The organism is Paeniglutamicibacter sp. NPDC012692, assembly GCF_042901625.1.
Taxonomy (GTDB): domain Bacteria; phylum Actinomycetota; class Actinomycetes; order Actinomycetales; family Micrococcaceae; genus Paeniglutamicibacter.
In genome coordinates this window covers 60312-73673 of the sequence record NZ_JBIBDE010000008.1, presented here as the reverse complement: position 1 = coordinate 73673, position 13362 = coordinate 60312, and the positions used below count along the sequence as shown (strand labels likewise).

At 64.9% G+C, this 13362-nt stretch carries 12 protein-coding genes and 1 tRNA gene; 6 read left to right on the top strand and 7 right to left on the bottom strand.

Annotated elements, in window-relative coordinates; genetic code table 11:
* The first annotated feature begins 59 nt into the window (after positions 1-59).
* From ACFY5D_RS20415 to ACFY5D_RS20405, 3 genes are all read left to right on the top strand, one after another.
* Positions 60-1502: an ATP-binding protein gene (locus ACFY5D_RS20415; protein WP_387534113.1), complete on the top strand. Its 1443-nt coding sequence runs from the start codon at positions 60-62 to the stop codon at positions 1500-1502.
* Between the two features lie 200 nt (positions 1503-1702).
* A complete protein-coding gene (locus tag ACFY5D_RS20410; RefSeq protein ID WP_387534111.1) occupies positions 1703-1993 on the top strand; it encodes a WXG100 family type VII secretion target in 291 nt (96 codons plus the stop codon).
* 44 nt (positions 1994-2037) lie between these two features.
* Complete coding sequence (locus tag ACFY5D_RS20405) at positions 2038-2937, top strand: DUF4031 domain-containing protein (RefSeq protein ID WP_387534109.1); 900 nt, start codon at positions 2038-2040, stop codon at positions 2935-2937.
* Between the two features lie 108 nt (positions 2938-3045).
* On the opposite strand, the gene groL is transcribed toward ACFY5D_RS20405, so the two are convergent.
* The 3 genes from groL to ACFY5D_RS20390 all read right to left on the bottom strand — a co-directional run bounded on the left by groL (position 3046) and on the right by ACFY5D_RS20390 (position 6004).
* Positions 3046-4674, bottom strand: a complete 1629-nt coding sequence (groL, locus tag ACFY5D_RS20400; protein ID WP_387534107.1) for a chaperonin GroEL — start codon at positions 4672-4674, stop codon at positions 3046-3048.
* A 279-nt stretch (positions 4675-4953) separates the two neighbouring features.
* Positions 4954-5613, bottom strand: a complete 660-nt coding sequence (locus ACFY5D_RS20395) for a LytR C-terminal domain-containing protein (protein ID WP_387534105.1) — start codon at positions 5611-5613, stop codon at positions 4954-4956.
* A 94-nt stretch (positions 5614-5707) separates the two neighbouring features.
* A complete protein-coding gene (locus ACFY5D_RS20390) occupies positions 5708-6004 on the bottom strand; it encodes a DUF3263 domain-containing protein (RefSeq protein ID WP_387534103.1) in 297 nt (98 codons plus the stop codon).
* Between the two features lie 129 nt (positions 6005-6133).
* Here ACFY5D_RS20390 and ACFY5D_RS20385 point away from each other — a divergent pair, with 129 nt between their 5' ends.
* Positions 6134-6892 (top strand): uracil-DNA glycosylase, encoded by a 759-nt coding sequence (locus ACFY5D_RS20385; protein WP_387534101.1) that lies wholly within the window; start codon positions 6134-6136, stop codon positions 6890-6892.
* A 10-nt stretch (positions 6893-6902) separates the two neighbouring features.
* On the opposite strand, the gene ACFY5D_RS20380 is transcribed toward ACFY5D_RS20385, so the two are convergent.
* Positions 6903-8609, bottom strand: a complete 1707-nt coding sequence (locus tag ACFY5D_RS20380; protein WP_387534282.1) for a threonine/serine exporter family protein — start codon at positions 8607-8609, stop codon at positions 6903-6905.
* A 235-nt stretch (positions 8610-8844) separates the two neighbouring features.
* On the opposite strand from ACFY5D_RS20380, the gene ACFY5D_RS20375 reads away from it, so the two are divergent.
* Positions 8845-9900: an LLM class flavin-dependent oxidoreductase gene (locus tag ACFY5D_RS20375; protein ID WP_387534099.1), complete on the top strand. Its 1056-nt coding sequence runs from the start codon at positions 8845-8847 to the stop codon at positions 9898-9900.
* Between the two features lie 71 nt (positions 9901-9971).
* Here ACFY5D_RS20375 and ACFY5D_RS20370 read toward each other — a convergent pair.
* A tRNA-Val gene (locus ACFY5D_RS20370) sits at positions 9972-10048 on the bottom strand.
* A 506-nt stretch (positions 10049-10554) separates the two neighbouring features.
* Here ACFY5D_RS20370 and ACFY5D_RS20365 point away from each other — a divergent pair.
* A complete protein-coding gene (locus ACFY5D_RS20365) occupies positions 10555-11127 on the top strand; it encodes a GNAT family N-acetyltransferase (RefSeq protein WP_387534097.1) in 573 nt (190 codons plus the stop codon).
* A 199-nt stretch (positions 11128-11326) separates the two neighbouring features.
* Here ACFY5D_RS20365 and ACFY5D_RS20360 read toward each other — a convergent pair whose 3' ends face one another.
* Together ACFY5D_RS20360 and ACFY5D_RS20355 are read right to left on the bottom strand one after the other, a co-directional pair.
* Positions 11327-12217 carry a polysaccharide deacetylase gene (locus tag ACFY5D_RS20360; protein WP_387534095.1) on the bottom strand — a complete coding sequence of 297 codons (891 nt, stop codon included), beginning with the start codon at positions 12215-12217 and terminating at the stop codon, positions 11327-11329.
* Positions 12218-12250: 33 nt separating this feature from the next.
* A complete protein-coding gene (locus ACFY5D_RS20355; protein WP_387534093.1) occupies positions 12251-13294 on the bottom strand; it encodes an asparaginase in 1044 nt (347 codons plus the stop codon).
* Positions 13295-13362 lie beyond the last annotated feature (68 nt).

Genomic DNA, 13362 nt, shown 5'->3' with positions numbered 1-13362 from the left:
TGCAAGGGTTGCGTCGCTTCTGGCGGCAGGTTTCGCTGCGTACCAAACTAGTGGCGCTGATGAGCATGCTGATGATCCTGGGCATCGTTGTCACTGCCGTCGGATCCGCGCAGTCGCTTCGTCTCATGCTCACCGCCCAGGTCGATTCGGAGCTCAAGAGCAATTCGGTTGCGATCACCTCGTTGATGCTCAACGACTATGCGGAGATCACCCCCATCAATCCCAAGAGCCCGGGGTTCGACCGTTTCTACGGGGACCTGCGCGATGAATCCGGCAGGATCCTCTACACCATGCCGCGCAAGGAAACCTCAAACAACGTCACTGCGGACATCCCGGACCTGAATCTCGCGACGCTGAACAAGCTCCGGGAGGATCCATCGAGCTCGGTGACGGTACCGGGGACCTCCATGAGCTCCAGCGGCTGGCGCGTACGCATCGTCACGCTGAATCGCAGCGACTACGACCTCATCTACGCCCTGCCGATGGATTCGGTCCAGGACACGGTGACAAAGGCCGCCATGCTTGTCATGTCCACGGGAATGCTTGCGACGTTGCTGATGTCCATGATTGCCTACGGCATCACCACCCGGGCCCTGCTGCCGCTGCTTCGGGTGGAACGCACGGCCGCGGCGATTGCCGCCGGGGACCTTTCCCGCCGCGTCGAGGACTATCCCCCGGAAACCGAGGTCGGCAGGCTCTCGCGCTCGCTGAACGCCATGTTGGCGCACATTGAGCACGCGTTCCGTGGCCGGGCCGCTTCCGAACGCAAGATGCGGCGCTTCATCCAGGATGCCTCGCACGAGCTTCGCACCCCGCTGGTCACCATCCAGGGGTACTCGGAGTTCTACAGGCAGGGCGGCTTGGCTGACCCGGAAATGCTGCGCACCGCCATGGGACGCATCGAGGCCGAATCCAAGCGCATGGGACAGCTGGTGGAGGACCTGCTGACCCTGGCACGCCTGGACGAGCAGCGCCCGCTGGACCGGAAACCCGTGGATCTCCTGCTCTTGGCCGGAGACGCTGCGGAGGACGCGCGGGTCAATGCCCCCGACCGCAGGGTGCGCCTGGTCGGGCTGGAAGGCGGCGGTCCGCGACCCGCGCCCACCAGCGGGGACGAGGCAAGGCTGCGCCAGATCGTGGCAAACCTGATGACAAACGCGCTGCGTTACACCCCCGAGGGTAGCGATATTGAAATAGCCGTTGGCGTGAAACCCGTAATCAACGGCCGGTCGGATGCCGTCCTGGAGATCCGCGACCACGGCCCCGGCATATCCGAGGAGGAGGCCGGTCGCGTCTTCGAACGCTTCTACCGCGCTGATTCCTCGCGGCAACGCGAAACCGGCGGAACCGGTTTGGGCCTTGCCATCGTGGCCGCCATTGCGGCCCAACACGACGGTTCGATCAGGCTCAGCGAGACCCCGGGAGGCGGCGCCACCATGTCGATCCACCTTCCCTACGTCGAGCCGGAGCGCGAACCAGAAGACTCCTCCACCGAGGCCTGACCTTGGTAATTCGCAGCACCAAGGTGGAACCTGGACGGTTCCGCCGGCTTATGCACAGTCCGTCGCGGGTCCGTCCCGCGGCGGACTTGCTGTTTCTAGCCTAGGAACGGGAGCACATCCCCAGCCGCTGCCGCTCCTGCCCCGCGAAAGGGCCCGACCCTTCCGCCCGGCTTTGGAGCGCCGCCCAAAGGAGAGAACCAATGAGCACATTCGCCGCGAACACCGGTGAAATGCAATTGCGGTCGATGGCCGTGCAGGCGACCATCGAAAGGGTGCGGGCGGAGGTGAATTCCATGACTTCCTCGTTGCAGGACCTGCAGGGGACCTGGCAGGGCTCGGCGTCCGCCAACTTCCAGACGGTCGTCGCGGACTGGCGCTCCACCCAGATCCGAGTCGAGGAATCCCTCAACGCCATCGGCACCGCATTGAACCGGGCCTCGGTGCACTACGAGGAGGCAGAAGCGGCAAACACCAACCTGTTCACGTACTGACCCGTGGCAGAGCCGGGGCAACCGCCAGGCATTAGTGTTGCCTTGTGGCTATACTCATCGATCCCCCGCTGTGGCCGGCCCACGGCACCCTGTTCTCCCATCTCGTATCCGACGCGTCGTTGGACGAGCTGCGCACCTTCGCACTGGAGCAGGGCCTGCCGGAAAGAGCCTTCGACAGGGACCACTACGACGTCCCGCAGAAACGCTACGACACCCTGGTGGCTGCCGGGGCGCTGCCGGTCTCCGCAACCGAATTGGTGCGCCGCCTGGTGCGCTCCGGTCTGCGGGTGCCTGCGCGGGAACGCCCGGAGCGCCTGGATGCGGTCTTGCTGGCCCGCTGGGACGGGTTGCTGCCCGGTGAGCCGGAACTTGGCAGGGACCTGCTGGCGCGGTGGTCCGAGCCCCACCGCGCCTACCACGACCGGGCCCACCTGCTGGCAATGCTCAGCGCCCTCGACACCCTGACCGGATCCAACGAGAAGGACCCGGCACACCGCGTCCTCTACCTGGCGGCTTGGTACCACGACGCCGTCTACAACGGACGCCCCTCCGACGAACGCGATTCGGCGTCGCTGGCAGCCGCGCAGCTTCCGGAAGCCAGGCTCGATCTGGCCGAGATCGACGAGGTGGTGCGGATGGTTGAACTGACCATCGAGCATCGCCCCGGCCCCGGCGATGCCGCGGGGCAGCTGCTCTGCGATGCGGACCTGGAGGTCCTGGGCCGCGATGCAGGCGCCTACCGCCGTTATGCGCTCTCCGTGCGCCGGGAATACGCCCACGTGCCGGATGCCGCATTTGCCGCGGGCCGGGCCGCTATCCTGCGCAAGTTGCTGGAGGCGGATTACCTGTATTCCAGCCCGCTGGCCCGTTCGCTGTGGGAAACCCGGGCCCGGGCGAACCTGGCCGCGGAACTCGAGCTCCTGGAGCGCCCGGAACCATCCTGACGGCCACGCTTCCGGGTTTGTTAAATGCGGCGGGCCGCGGAACACCATTCCCCGAGGGGAACGTGCTCCGCGGCCCGTGCGGTATTGCCAGCGGTGCTGCAGGGGGGATTAGAATCCGCCCATGCCGCCCATGTCGTCGCCGGCGCCTACTGCTGCGCCTGCCGGAACCGGCTTGTCAGCAACAACGGCTTCGGTGGTGAGGAACAGACCGGCGATCGAGGCGGCGTTCTGCAGTGCAGAGCGGGTCACCTTTACCGGGTCGTTCACGCCTGCAGCCAACAGGTCGACGTACTCGCCGGTGGCGGCGTTCAGGCCGTGACCGGCCGGCAGGCCCTTGACCTTGTCGGCGACAACGCCCGGCTCCATGCCGGCGTTGAAGGCGATCTGCTTCAGCGGTGCTTCGATGGCAACGCGGACGATGTTCGCACCGGTTGCTTCGTCGCCCGTCAGTTCCAGCTTGGCGAATGCAGCAGCGCCGGCCTGGATGAGTGCCACGCCGCCACCGGCGACGATGCCTTCTTCAACGGCGGCCTTGGCGTTACGCACTGCATCTTCGATGCGGTGCTTGCGTTCCTTGAGCTCGACCTCGGTTGCGGCACCGGCCTTGATGACTGCAACGCCGCCGGCCAGCTTGGCCAGACGTTCCTGCAGCTTCTCGCGGTCGTAATCCGAATCGGTGTTCTCGATCTCGGCGCGGATCTGGTTGACGCGACCGGCGATCTCCTCGGCGTCGCCTGCACCCTCGACGATGGTGGTCTCGTCCTTGGTGACAACGACCTTGCGGGCGGAGCCCAGCAGGTCGATGGTGGCGTTTTCGAGCTTCAGGCCGATTTCCTCGGAGATGACCTGGCCACCGGTGAGGATGGCGATGTCGGCCAGCATGGCCTTGCGGCGGTCGCCGAAGCCCGGAGCCTTGACGGCGACGGACTTGAACAGGCCACGGATCTTGTTCACGATCAAGGTGGCAAGGGCTTCGCCCTCGATGTCCTCGGCGATGATCAGCAGCGGCTTGTTCGACTGCATGACCTTCTCCAGGATGGAGACCATGTCCTTGACGTTGGTGATCTTCGAGTTGACGATCAGGATGTACGGATCCTCGAGGACCGTTTCCTGACGCTCGTTGTCGGTCACGAAGTAAGCGGAGATGTAGCCCTTGTCGAAGCGCATGCCTTCGGTGAGCTCAAGCTCGAGGCCGAAGGTGTTCGACTCCTCGACGGTGATGACACCTTCCTTGCCGACCTTGTCCAGTGCCTCGGCGATCAGTGCGCCGATTTCCTCGTCGCCTGCGGAGATCGATGCGGTGGCCGCAATCTCTTCCTTGGTTTCGATTTCCTTGGCGGAAGCCAGCAGCTCAACGGTGACGGCCTCGACAGCCTTCTCGATGCCGCGCTTCAGGGACAGCGGGTCGGCGCCGGCTGCAACGTTGCGCAGGCCTTCCTTGACCAGTGCCTGGGCCAAAACGGTGGCGGTGGTGGTGCCGTCGCCAGCAACGTCGTCAGTCTTCTTGGCAACTTCCTTGACGAGCTCGGCGCCGATCTTTTCGAACGGGTCCTCGAGCTCGATTTCCTTGGCGATGGAGACACCGTCGTTGGTGATCGTGGGGGCGCCCCACTTCTTTTCCAGAACGACGTTGCGTCCACGCGGGCCGAGCGTTACCTTGACGGCGTCGGCCAGAATGTTCAGGCCGCGCTCAAGGCCGCGGCGTGCTTCCTCATCAAATGCAATGATCTTGGCCATAGCGGCTATGTCCTTTCGGGACGTTCATGCTTATCTACGACCGGAGGCAACGCCCGCGACGGACGAATGTTCCGCGATGTCATGGGACGATCGTGAAACATTCTCGCTGCTCAGGTCCAGGACTCACTCAAACACAGACTCCGGACCGCATGGATTCGCCTCGAAACTTCGATCGAATTAGCAGTCGGAACTCGTGAGTGCTAATACAAATCTTGGCACTCAAGCATGGAGAGTGCAAGCTGTACGCGTTAGCCCAGAGCATAGACAGCGGCGCGGTCCTTAGCGGAAGGTGTTTCCCAGGACCACGGCAATGCTGCCCGGGATGTTGCTGGTCTTCACGATCGAGGTGATTCCAAGCTCCTTGGCTGCCTGTTCGGCGGTGGCGCGGCTGGCCTCGTCACGGTAGTAAACCGTGGAATAGGTAACCTGCTTGCTCCAGTTGGCGGCCGAGACATTGGTGAATCCCGCGTTCAGGAGCGTGGTGCGCACAGTGCCGGCAAGTCCGACCTTTTTGGCGCCGTTGTAGACACCCACCTTCATCGAGAGATCGGCTGCGTCGCCGAGGCCCGATTCGCTGCCGCTCGGGACCGCATCGGATTCGCTGGGTTCAGCCGACTTCGAGGACTTGTCAGAGGCCTTCGAGCTCTCGGATTCCTTCGCCGAGCCCTTCGACGCCGACTTGTCGGCCGAGGACTCGGAGCTGCTTGCCGCCACGTTTGCCGGGGGCTTGCCGCCTCCGTCGTTCAGGAGCTTGGGCAATGCCGTGAAGGAAAACACTCCGACCAGCAAAGCAACGGCACCGAAGACCACCAGCCAACGAAGGCCCGGGCGCGCGCCACCGACAGATGCGGCAGCCGCCCAGCCATTGGCGCGGTGCGAGCCACTGCGGTTGCTGAACTCTGGGACGCGATCAAATTCATCGCGCGGATAGTTGGTCATGCCCGTCCTCGGTGATGTGTCTAGCTTTGGGGGCACACGCGGATACAAGGGTGCAGGCGCGGCTGAAGAATGAAACCTTCAACCTGCGTTGCACTCAAGCCTCTGATTCGACCTTTTTGGCCGAACGAGCGCGATGCCTCGTCGTTCGTAGTCTACGCAATCGTTTGACCAGCATGGGGTCATAAGCCAACGCGGCGTCCGTGTCGATCAGGGTATTCAGCAGCTGATAGTAGTTGGTTGCGGAGATGGAAAAGAGCTGCGCGATTGCCTGCTCCTTGGCTCCAGCGTACTTCCACCACTGCCGCTCCAGCGCAAGTATCCGCTGGGAACGCTCGTCCAATTCACTGGATTCATCAAGCTCGAAATCAAGCCCAAGTGCCTCGGTTGGCATCGCACACCCTCAACAATCCAGTTCCCCGCATGGTGAACCCCAACAAATTAGTTCAATGTAATTATTCTAACGCGGATCCGGTGCATGTCATTTGCCTCAAGGGGGTCCGATCCGGCCACAATGGCTCCTATGGACACCGGAGAACCAACGCTCTTTGAGCTACCCGACGAACAGCCCGACACCACCAGGTTCCCCTTCGACAAGGGGCTTGGCGATGCGGTTGCGGCGGGCCTCGTGGCCGCCGACTGGGCCGAGGCGTTGGCTCCGGTGGAAGGCAACCTCGTCGCCATTGCCCGGACCCTCGAGAAGCGCAGAGGCGCCGGGGAGCACGTGCTTCCGGCACCCGAGAACATCTTGCGAGCCTTCAGGTCGCCACTGGCCGATGCCCGGGTGCTGGTCATGGGACAGGATCCATACCCAACGCCGGGGCATTCCGTGGGCCTGAGTTTCTCGACCCGGGCAACCGTGAACCCGCTCCCCCGGAGCCTCCAGAACATCTACACCGAGCTGCACACGGACATGGGAATAATCACCCCGACCCACGGCGACCTTTCGGCGTGGGCGGCCCAGGGAGTGGTGTTGCTGAACCGAGTGCTCTCGGTCGGCGCCGGCGCCGCGGGCTCCCACCGCGGCATCGGCTGGGAGGCCGTCACCGACGCGGCGATCGAGGCGCTTGCCGCACGCGATGCCCCGCTGGTTGCGATCCTCTGGGGCAAGGACGCCCAGGCGCTGGGCGACCGCCTCGGCGACACCCCGATCATCGCCTCCGCGCATCCCTCGCCGCTCTCGGCACGCCGGGGGTTCTTTGGGTCGCGCCCCTTCAGCCGAACCAACCAGCTGCTGGAAGCGCAAGGGGCAGCCCCCATTGACTGGTCGCTGCCCCGGTAAGCCGCACGCGCTAACGGCGGCGGATGCCGCTGCGTTCCCCGCTGACGGCGCTGCCGGTGAACGGCCGCGCCAGGGTGTCCCCGAAGACCACGCCGCCGGCGATGGCCATCATGATGGTGAACGCCGTGAACATGTCGATCAGCGCACCCGTCATGTCCTCGATGTCGAACACCAGGCCGTACATGGACCGGAAGATCATCAAGCCCGGCAGCAGGAACACGATGGCGGGGGCCGCAAGCACCAGCTGGGGCGCCCGCATCCGGTGCGCAACGATGCGGCCCGCCAAGCCGATGAACGTGGCGGCCACGGCCGGAGCGGTCCGGTCCCCCACGCCCAGGGCCTGGATGCCCAGCAGCAAAAGATAGCCAAGCAGCGCGATGGCCCCGGTAGGAAGCAGGAGGGTCCGGCTGGTTTGTTCGGTAACGGCACCCAGCACGACGGCCGCCGCGACCAGGATGACCAGCAGCCACCCCGGGTAGGCGATCTTGTCGATGGTCCGCACGTCAAGCTCCGGCGCACCGGCCAATTGGCCGATCACCAGGGCGGCCATGATGCCCGTCAGGATTGCGGCGTAGCTGAGTCCCGCGGAGAAGAACCTGCCCGCGGCGGTCACGGGGAACCCGTTGATGGCATCCTGCAGCGCCGACACGAACCGGGACGAGGGCAGCAGCAACAAGATTCCGCCCGAAACCACCAATGCCGGGTCGATCGGCGCATTCAAGGCATGGAACAGCACGGCGATGGCCGTGACCACAAAGGTCGACGCGGCGATCGAGAAGAAATCGGGGATGCGCCAACGCGAAGCGTACTTCGCGATCTGGCCGACCAAAAGCGCGGTGAAGAATGCAATCGCGGCCCCCACCAGGGATCCGCCGATAAAGACAACAAACGCCGCGGCGAATCCGCCCGCCGCGCCGGACACCATCCAACGCGGGAAGGGCTTTGGCTGCCGGGAGATTTCCCGAAGCCTGTCCACCGACTGCTGGCGGGTGACACCGCCGGCGACAATGTCGGAGACCAGCTGGTGCACGTAGGCAAGGCCGGCAAAGTTGTTGGTCCACGAGCGCACAACGCGCAGCATGGAGTACGACTCGCCCTCGGGCGGGGAGAAGTTCAGATGGATCGACTGGTTGGTGATGTCCACGTCGATGTGCCGCAGGCCCAGGGCCGCGGTCACCGCGATGACGCTCGTCTCGACCTCCAGGGCACCGGCCCCGTAACGGAACATCGTTTCGGCCAGATCCAGCGCGAATTCCAGGGTCTTGCGCGCCGAGGCGTCCTGCGCCGAGTTGACCTTGGGGTTGGCGTAGGGCGTGCCCCTGAGCCTGTCCACGATGCTGAACGCCTGGGTCGGAGGGGTGTCGGAGGCCAGCCAGCGGGCAATCATGCGTCTGGCCGTGGGGTTGGCCCTCGGCGGCAACGCGGGGGCCCCGCTGGGGGTCACGCCGACCTGGCCGGTTTGGGCGTTCAGTTTGTCCTGCACCGCGGGAGGCAACTTGGCCGGCTGCTCGGGTGCCCTCGGCGTCTGCCGCGGAGGTGTCGAGTGTTTCCCGTGATCCATCGTGCGCCGTCCGGGCACTGCCGGGTTTCCGGGCGCGGGCGGCCGTTTCGGCGTCTCGGGCGCGCTTGGATCGGCCGGGACCACCACGTTCATTTCACGTGTATGAACCCGCCTGATGCTCGCGACATGTGGATTTGGGTCTTCACCGGAGGGCACCGTTTTGGCACCGTCCGGATCCTTGCCTGAAGACACGCTCACTCCTGTCGGTTGCGCCTTTTCACCCCCACCTTACAGCCGTATCTTGGGTATTTATTGAACAGGTTTCGTGGCTCACATGTTGCCCTGCGCACAGGCCTTCGGGGAGCGGCCCGGGAATATCCTCCGAGCCACCCGCGTTGAGCAAAAATAGATGCAAAAGTATTCAAATCTATGGAAGGCGAGCACTGCGACCATGAGCGAAAACCACACCCAGCGCCGGCAACTTGAAATCGGCGTAGAGACATTCGGAGACATCACCGAGGATTCCGATGGCCGCCTGCTGCACCCGGCCCAGGTCATTCGAAACGTTGTCGAGGAAGCCAAGGCCGCGGAAGCCGCGGGACTGGACTTCTTCGGCGTCGGGGAACACCACCGTGACGATTACTCGGTGTCGGCACCCGAGGTCGTTCTGGGCGCCATCGCCGGCGTGACCAAGAACATCCGGCTGGGCTCCGCGGTCACGGTCCTGAGCTCCGACGATCCCGTGCGCGTCTACGAGCGCTTCTCAACTGTCGACGCGCTCTCCAACGGCCGCGCCGAGGTCATCCTGGGCCGCGGATCCTTCATCGAGTCGTTCCCGCTTTTCGGCTACGAACTCTCCGACTACGAAATCCTCTTTGAGGAGAAGCTCGCCCTCTTTGCCAAGCTCCGCAAGTCCGAGCCGGTGACCTGGCAGGGACAGACCCGGTCCGCTTTGCGCAACCAGAGCGTTTACCCACCCATCGAATCCGGCCAGCTGGACACCTGGGTCGGCGTCGGCGGAAGCCCGGAATCCGTTGTCCGGGCAGGCCGCCACGGGCTGCCGCTCTTCCTGGCCATCATCGGCGGCGCACCCATGGCCTTTGAACCGCTGACCCGCCTCTACAAGCGGTCGCTCGAGGAATTCGGCCACCCGGAGCAGAAGATCGGCGCGCACTTCCACGGACTGGTTGCCGACACCGATGACGAAGCCCTGGATCTTCTGTGGCCGCACTACAAGCGCACCATGGACAGGTTGGGTGCCGAGCGCGGCTGGCCGCCGGCAAGCCGCATGCGGTTCCAGGCCTCGGCCGGCCCGGAAGGTTCCCTCCTGGCCGGCAGCCCGGAAACCGTGGCCAAGAAGATCGCCACGTTCGCCAAGGGGCTGGGCCTCTCACGGGTCGACATCAAGTACTCGAACGGGACCCTGCCGCACGAAACCATGGTCCGCAGCATCGAACTGCTGGGCGCCAAGGTGAAGCCCCTGGTTCTGGAGATGCTCAACGAGTAGCTCCCACCAGGGCGCGAACGCGGCCCACGGGCATAAAGAAAACCCCCGGCAAATGCCGGGGGTTTTCTTGTTGGTGGTTCTTAGCAGACTCGAACTGCTGACCTCTCGCGTGTGAGGCGAGCGCTCTAACCAACTGAGCTAAAGAACCGATCGATCAGCCCCACAGGGGCGTACCTCACAAGGTTAGCCGAGGTGCGAGGTGCACACCAAATCGACGGCGTTGCCCCGACCTCGAACTCCTACGTGCGGGCCGCGCTCACCGGCCTCGAACCACCTCCACCGAAAACCGGCCCGAGCGGCCCCGGAAACCACGGGAAACGGGCGCATGAATTTTCCGTAAAACGCCGCCCGCACCCCGGCAACTTCATGGGCACCAAAAACCGCGTAAATACGGGGAATTTCGGGGGTTTCAAACGTCGCGAAGGGCCGCTTGAATTTGTCCACCAGCTTGGCGCTTTCGAGCCGTGTTTACAAGAGGCCTACGCTCGGGTAATAATTTCTTTTGTCGTTTCCACGACGCCCAAAAACTGGGCCCTACAAGGAAGCTGCCGGGAGCCGCCGGCATCGGTCCCCTACCGGCCAAAGAACCGGCCCGGCGTAATCCCGGGAACCCCTTCTTTCGTTCGCTCTTTTTCACTTAGAGGACCGCTCCCAGTGCTTCCAACCATTGAGTACTCCCTGTCTTACGCTCCGCCCATGGGCGCCGAGCGCGATGCCCTGTCCGCACTCTGCCACACGCCCGATGCCCGCTGGCACGAGCGCATGGATCATGCCGAATTCGTCGTCACCGCCCTGCACGAGGGCACCCGCGTGGGTGTCGGAATCGTGCACACCTCCGTGACGGCACCCACCGAGGTGGAACGCCCGCTGGAACTCGGTGGGATGTTCGTGCACCCCGCCTACCGCCGGCTGGGAATCCGCCAGCACATGGCCGACGCGCGGCTCACCTACGCCCTGTCCATGGGCGGGACCCCGATTACGGTGATCGACAACCGCAACGAGGCTTCCTGGAGCTACTACGAGCGCTCGGCAAAGTGGACCCCGGAGCGGGAATACACCGGGTGGTTCACCGGCCTGCCGATGACCATCTGGGTCGCCACCGAATCCTCCTGGTACCGCACCCGCATGGGCATGGATCCGCTGGTTCCCGCTCAGCCGAACGTGGTGCTGCCGTCGGCACAGCCGCTGGTCCTTGGCCCGGACCAGGGCAACGCCGTTTCCGCATAGGCCCCGCGTCTCAGCGATTCGCCACTGGGCACCAGCGACCGGAAGAGCCGGTGTTTCGGCCGGCCAGCCGATGGCCGTGGTGCAACGCGCCCGAACCGCGCGTTGCACCACTGCGGTCCACAGCTCTTCCGACAGGCGGCAGATGCGTCGGCACCGGTGGGACTCGATGCCCACGGGTAGAAGGCACCCTGCCGCATGCTCAGGGGTTGCTTTCCGTCCGCGGGCTGCGTTCCAGGAACGAGTCGGCGATCTGGTCGAAGGTGCGCCAGCTGACGCCGTCGTGGCTGCTGAAGTGTTCGATGAGGCGCTCCAACATCAGCAACACTTGCGGGCGCCCGGAGACATCCGGGTGGATGGTCATGGTGAAGACGGCCTGGTCCATCTCCCGGTGGACCCAGTCGAATTGGTCGCGCCACGTCTGCTCGATCTCCCGGGGGCTGACGAACCCGTGGGAGTTCGGGGATGCCTTGATGAACATCATGGGAGGCAGGTCGTCCAGGTACCAGTTGGCAGGGATCTCCACCAGACCGGTTTCCCGCCCGCGGACCAGCGGCTCCATCCAGGTTTCGGCGTCCTTGGTGTAATCGATGTTCTTCCAGCTGTCGCCGACCCGGACGTAGTACGGCTCGAAGTCGTTGTGCATGAGCGAATGGTCGTACTTGAAACCCCGCTCGAGCAGGATCTCGTTGGTGACGGGGGAAAACTCCCACCACGGTGCCACGTAGCCGGTGGGGCGGCGGCCGGACACCTTGTCGATCAGCTCCATGGAGCGGTCGAGGATTGCGGTTTCCTGCGCTCTGGTCATGGCAATCGGGTTTTCATGCGAATAGCCGTGGACCCCGATCTCGTGCCCGGCATCGACGATCATCTTTGTCAGGTCCGGGAACGTCTCGATCGAGTGGCCCGGTACGAACCAGGTGGCCGGCAGCCCGTATTTCGCAAAGAGCCGGATGAGCCGCGGACCCCCGACCTCCCCGCTGAACATCCCGCGGGAGATGTCGCACGGCGAGTCCCCGCCCCCGTAAGAACCGAGCATTCCGGCAACCGCGTCGACATCGACGCCGAACGCGACTTGAATGTCCTTGGCCATGACCTCAACCTTTCACTGGCTTTGCTTGCTGGTTTACGTTGCGCCCGGGCCGGCGGGGAGCAGACGAGACCCACCCCGGAGGGCAAAGACCTCCGCAATGCGGGTTCCGGAGGTTCCGATACGGAGCAGGAGGCTGAGCAGCACCAGGGCCTGGGATGGCCGCAGCAGCCCGGAGGGTATGGCCCCTGCCGAGCGCAGGTCCGCACCGCCGCCGGCACCGTACACGGGGACCACTGGCCCGGCGTCCACCCGAGTGCTTGTCACCACGACGATGCCGGCCCGCGTGGCTTCGGAGATCCCCGCGCACAGCAGCGGATTTGCATTGCCGATTCCCGTCCCCTGCAACACGATCCCCGCGGCGCCGGCACCCAACGCGGCCCGCAGCAGCGTGGCGTCGGCCCCGGGGTATGAGGCAACCAAGTCGACACGCGGAGATCCGGCCGCGGGTCCCGGCAAGGTCAAGGCCTCCATGCGGACCGGCGGGCGGCCCATGCGGACCTCGCCCGCGGCCGAGACGGATCCCGCCGACCCGAAATCCGGGTTTGCGAAGGCGTTCGGCTTGGTTGTCTGGCTCTTGCGCACCCCGCCGGCAGGGAAGACCTCCCCCGCGAAGACGATCAGCACCCCCGCGCCGCGGGCTTCGGGGGCACCGGCCACGGCGACGGCCCGGGCCAGGTTGCCGGGACCGTCTGGGTCCGGCGAGTCGGCGGCCCGCTGCGCCCCGGTGAACACCACAGGCCGGGGATCATCGTGGGTGAGGTCAACAAGATAGGACGTCTCCTCCATGGTGTCCGTGCCGTGGGTGACAACCACTCCCAGGACAAGGGGATCGGCCAGAGCATCCTTGATCCGGACGCAGACCGCAATCATGTCGTCCACCGTCAGCAGGTAGGAACCCTTCCGGAAAACATCGACCACGCGAACCGGGTACGGGGATGGCACCCCCAGGCTCATGAGGACCTGGTCCCCGGCATCGGAAGCGACAGCCCCTCCCCCGGTTTCCGGCGCGCGGGAGGCAATTGTTCCGCCCGTGGCCAGCAACACCACGTGGGGACCGTTCATGCCTGCGACAGTCATTGCCACTCCGTTTGGCCTGCGTCCGTCCCGGACTCCGACCCCGCCAACGGGGAATCAAACAGATGCCG

Excerpts from the sequence above, each read along its gene's own strand:
- ACFY5D_RS20355 (WP_387534093.1), bottom strand. The coding sequence starts at position 13,294 with ATGACTGTCGCAGGCATGAACGGTCCCCACGTGGTGTTGCTGGCCACG.
- groL (WP_387534107.1), bottom strand. The coding sequence starts at position 4,674 with ATGGCCAAGATCATTGCATTTGATGAGGAAGCACGCCGCGGCCTTGAG.
- ACFY5D_RS20360 (WP_387534095.1), bottom strand. The coding sequence starts at position 12,217 with ATGGCCAAGGACATTCAAGTCGCGTTCGGCGTCGATGTCGACGCGGTT.
- ACFY5D_RS20385 (WP_387534101.1), top strand. The coding sequence starts at position 6,134 with ATGGACACCGGAGAACCAACGCTCTTTGAGCTACCCGACGAACAGCCC.
- ACFY5D_RS20410 (WP_387534111.1), top strand. The coding sequence starts at position 1,703 with ATGAGCACATTCGCCGCGAACACCGGTGAAATGCAATTGCGGTCGATG.
- ACFY5D_RS20395 (WP_387534105.1), bottom strand. The coding sequence starts at position 5,613 with ATGACCAACTATCCGCGCGATGAATTTGATCGCGTCCCAGAGTTCAGC.
- ACFY5D_RS20375 (WP_387534099.1), top strand. The coding sequence starts at position 8,845 with ATGAGCGAAAACCACACCCAGCGCCGGCAACTTGAAATCGGCGTAGAG.
- ACFY5D_RS20415 (WP_387534113.1), top strand. The coding sequence starts at position 60 with ATGAGCATGCTGATGATCCTGGGCATCGTTGTCACTGCCGTCGGATCC.
- ACFY5D_RS20390 (WP_387534103.1), bottom strand. The coding sequence starts at position 6,004 with ATGCCAACCGAGGCACTTGGGCTTGATTTCGAGCTTGATGAATCCAGT.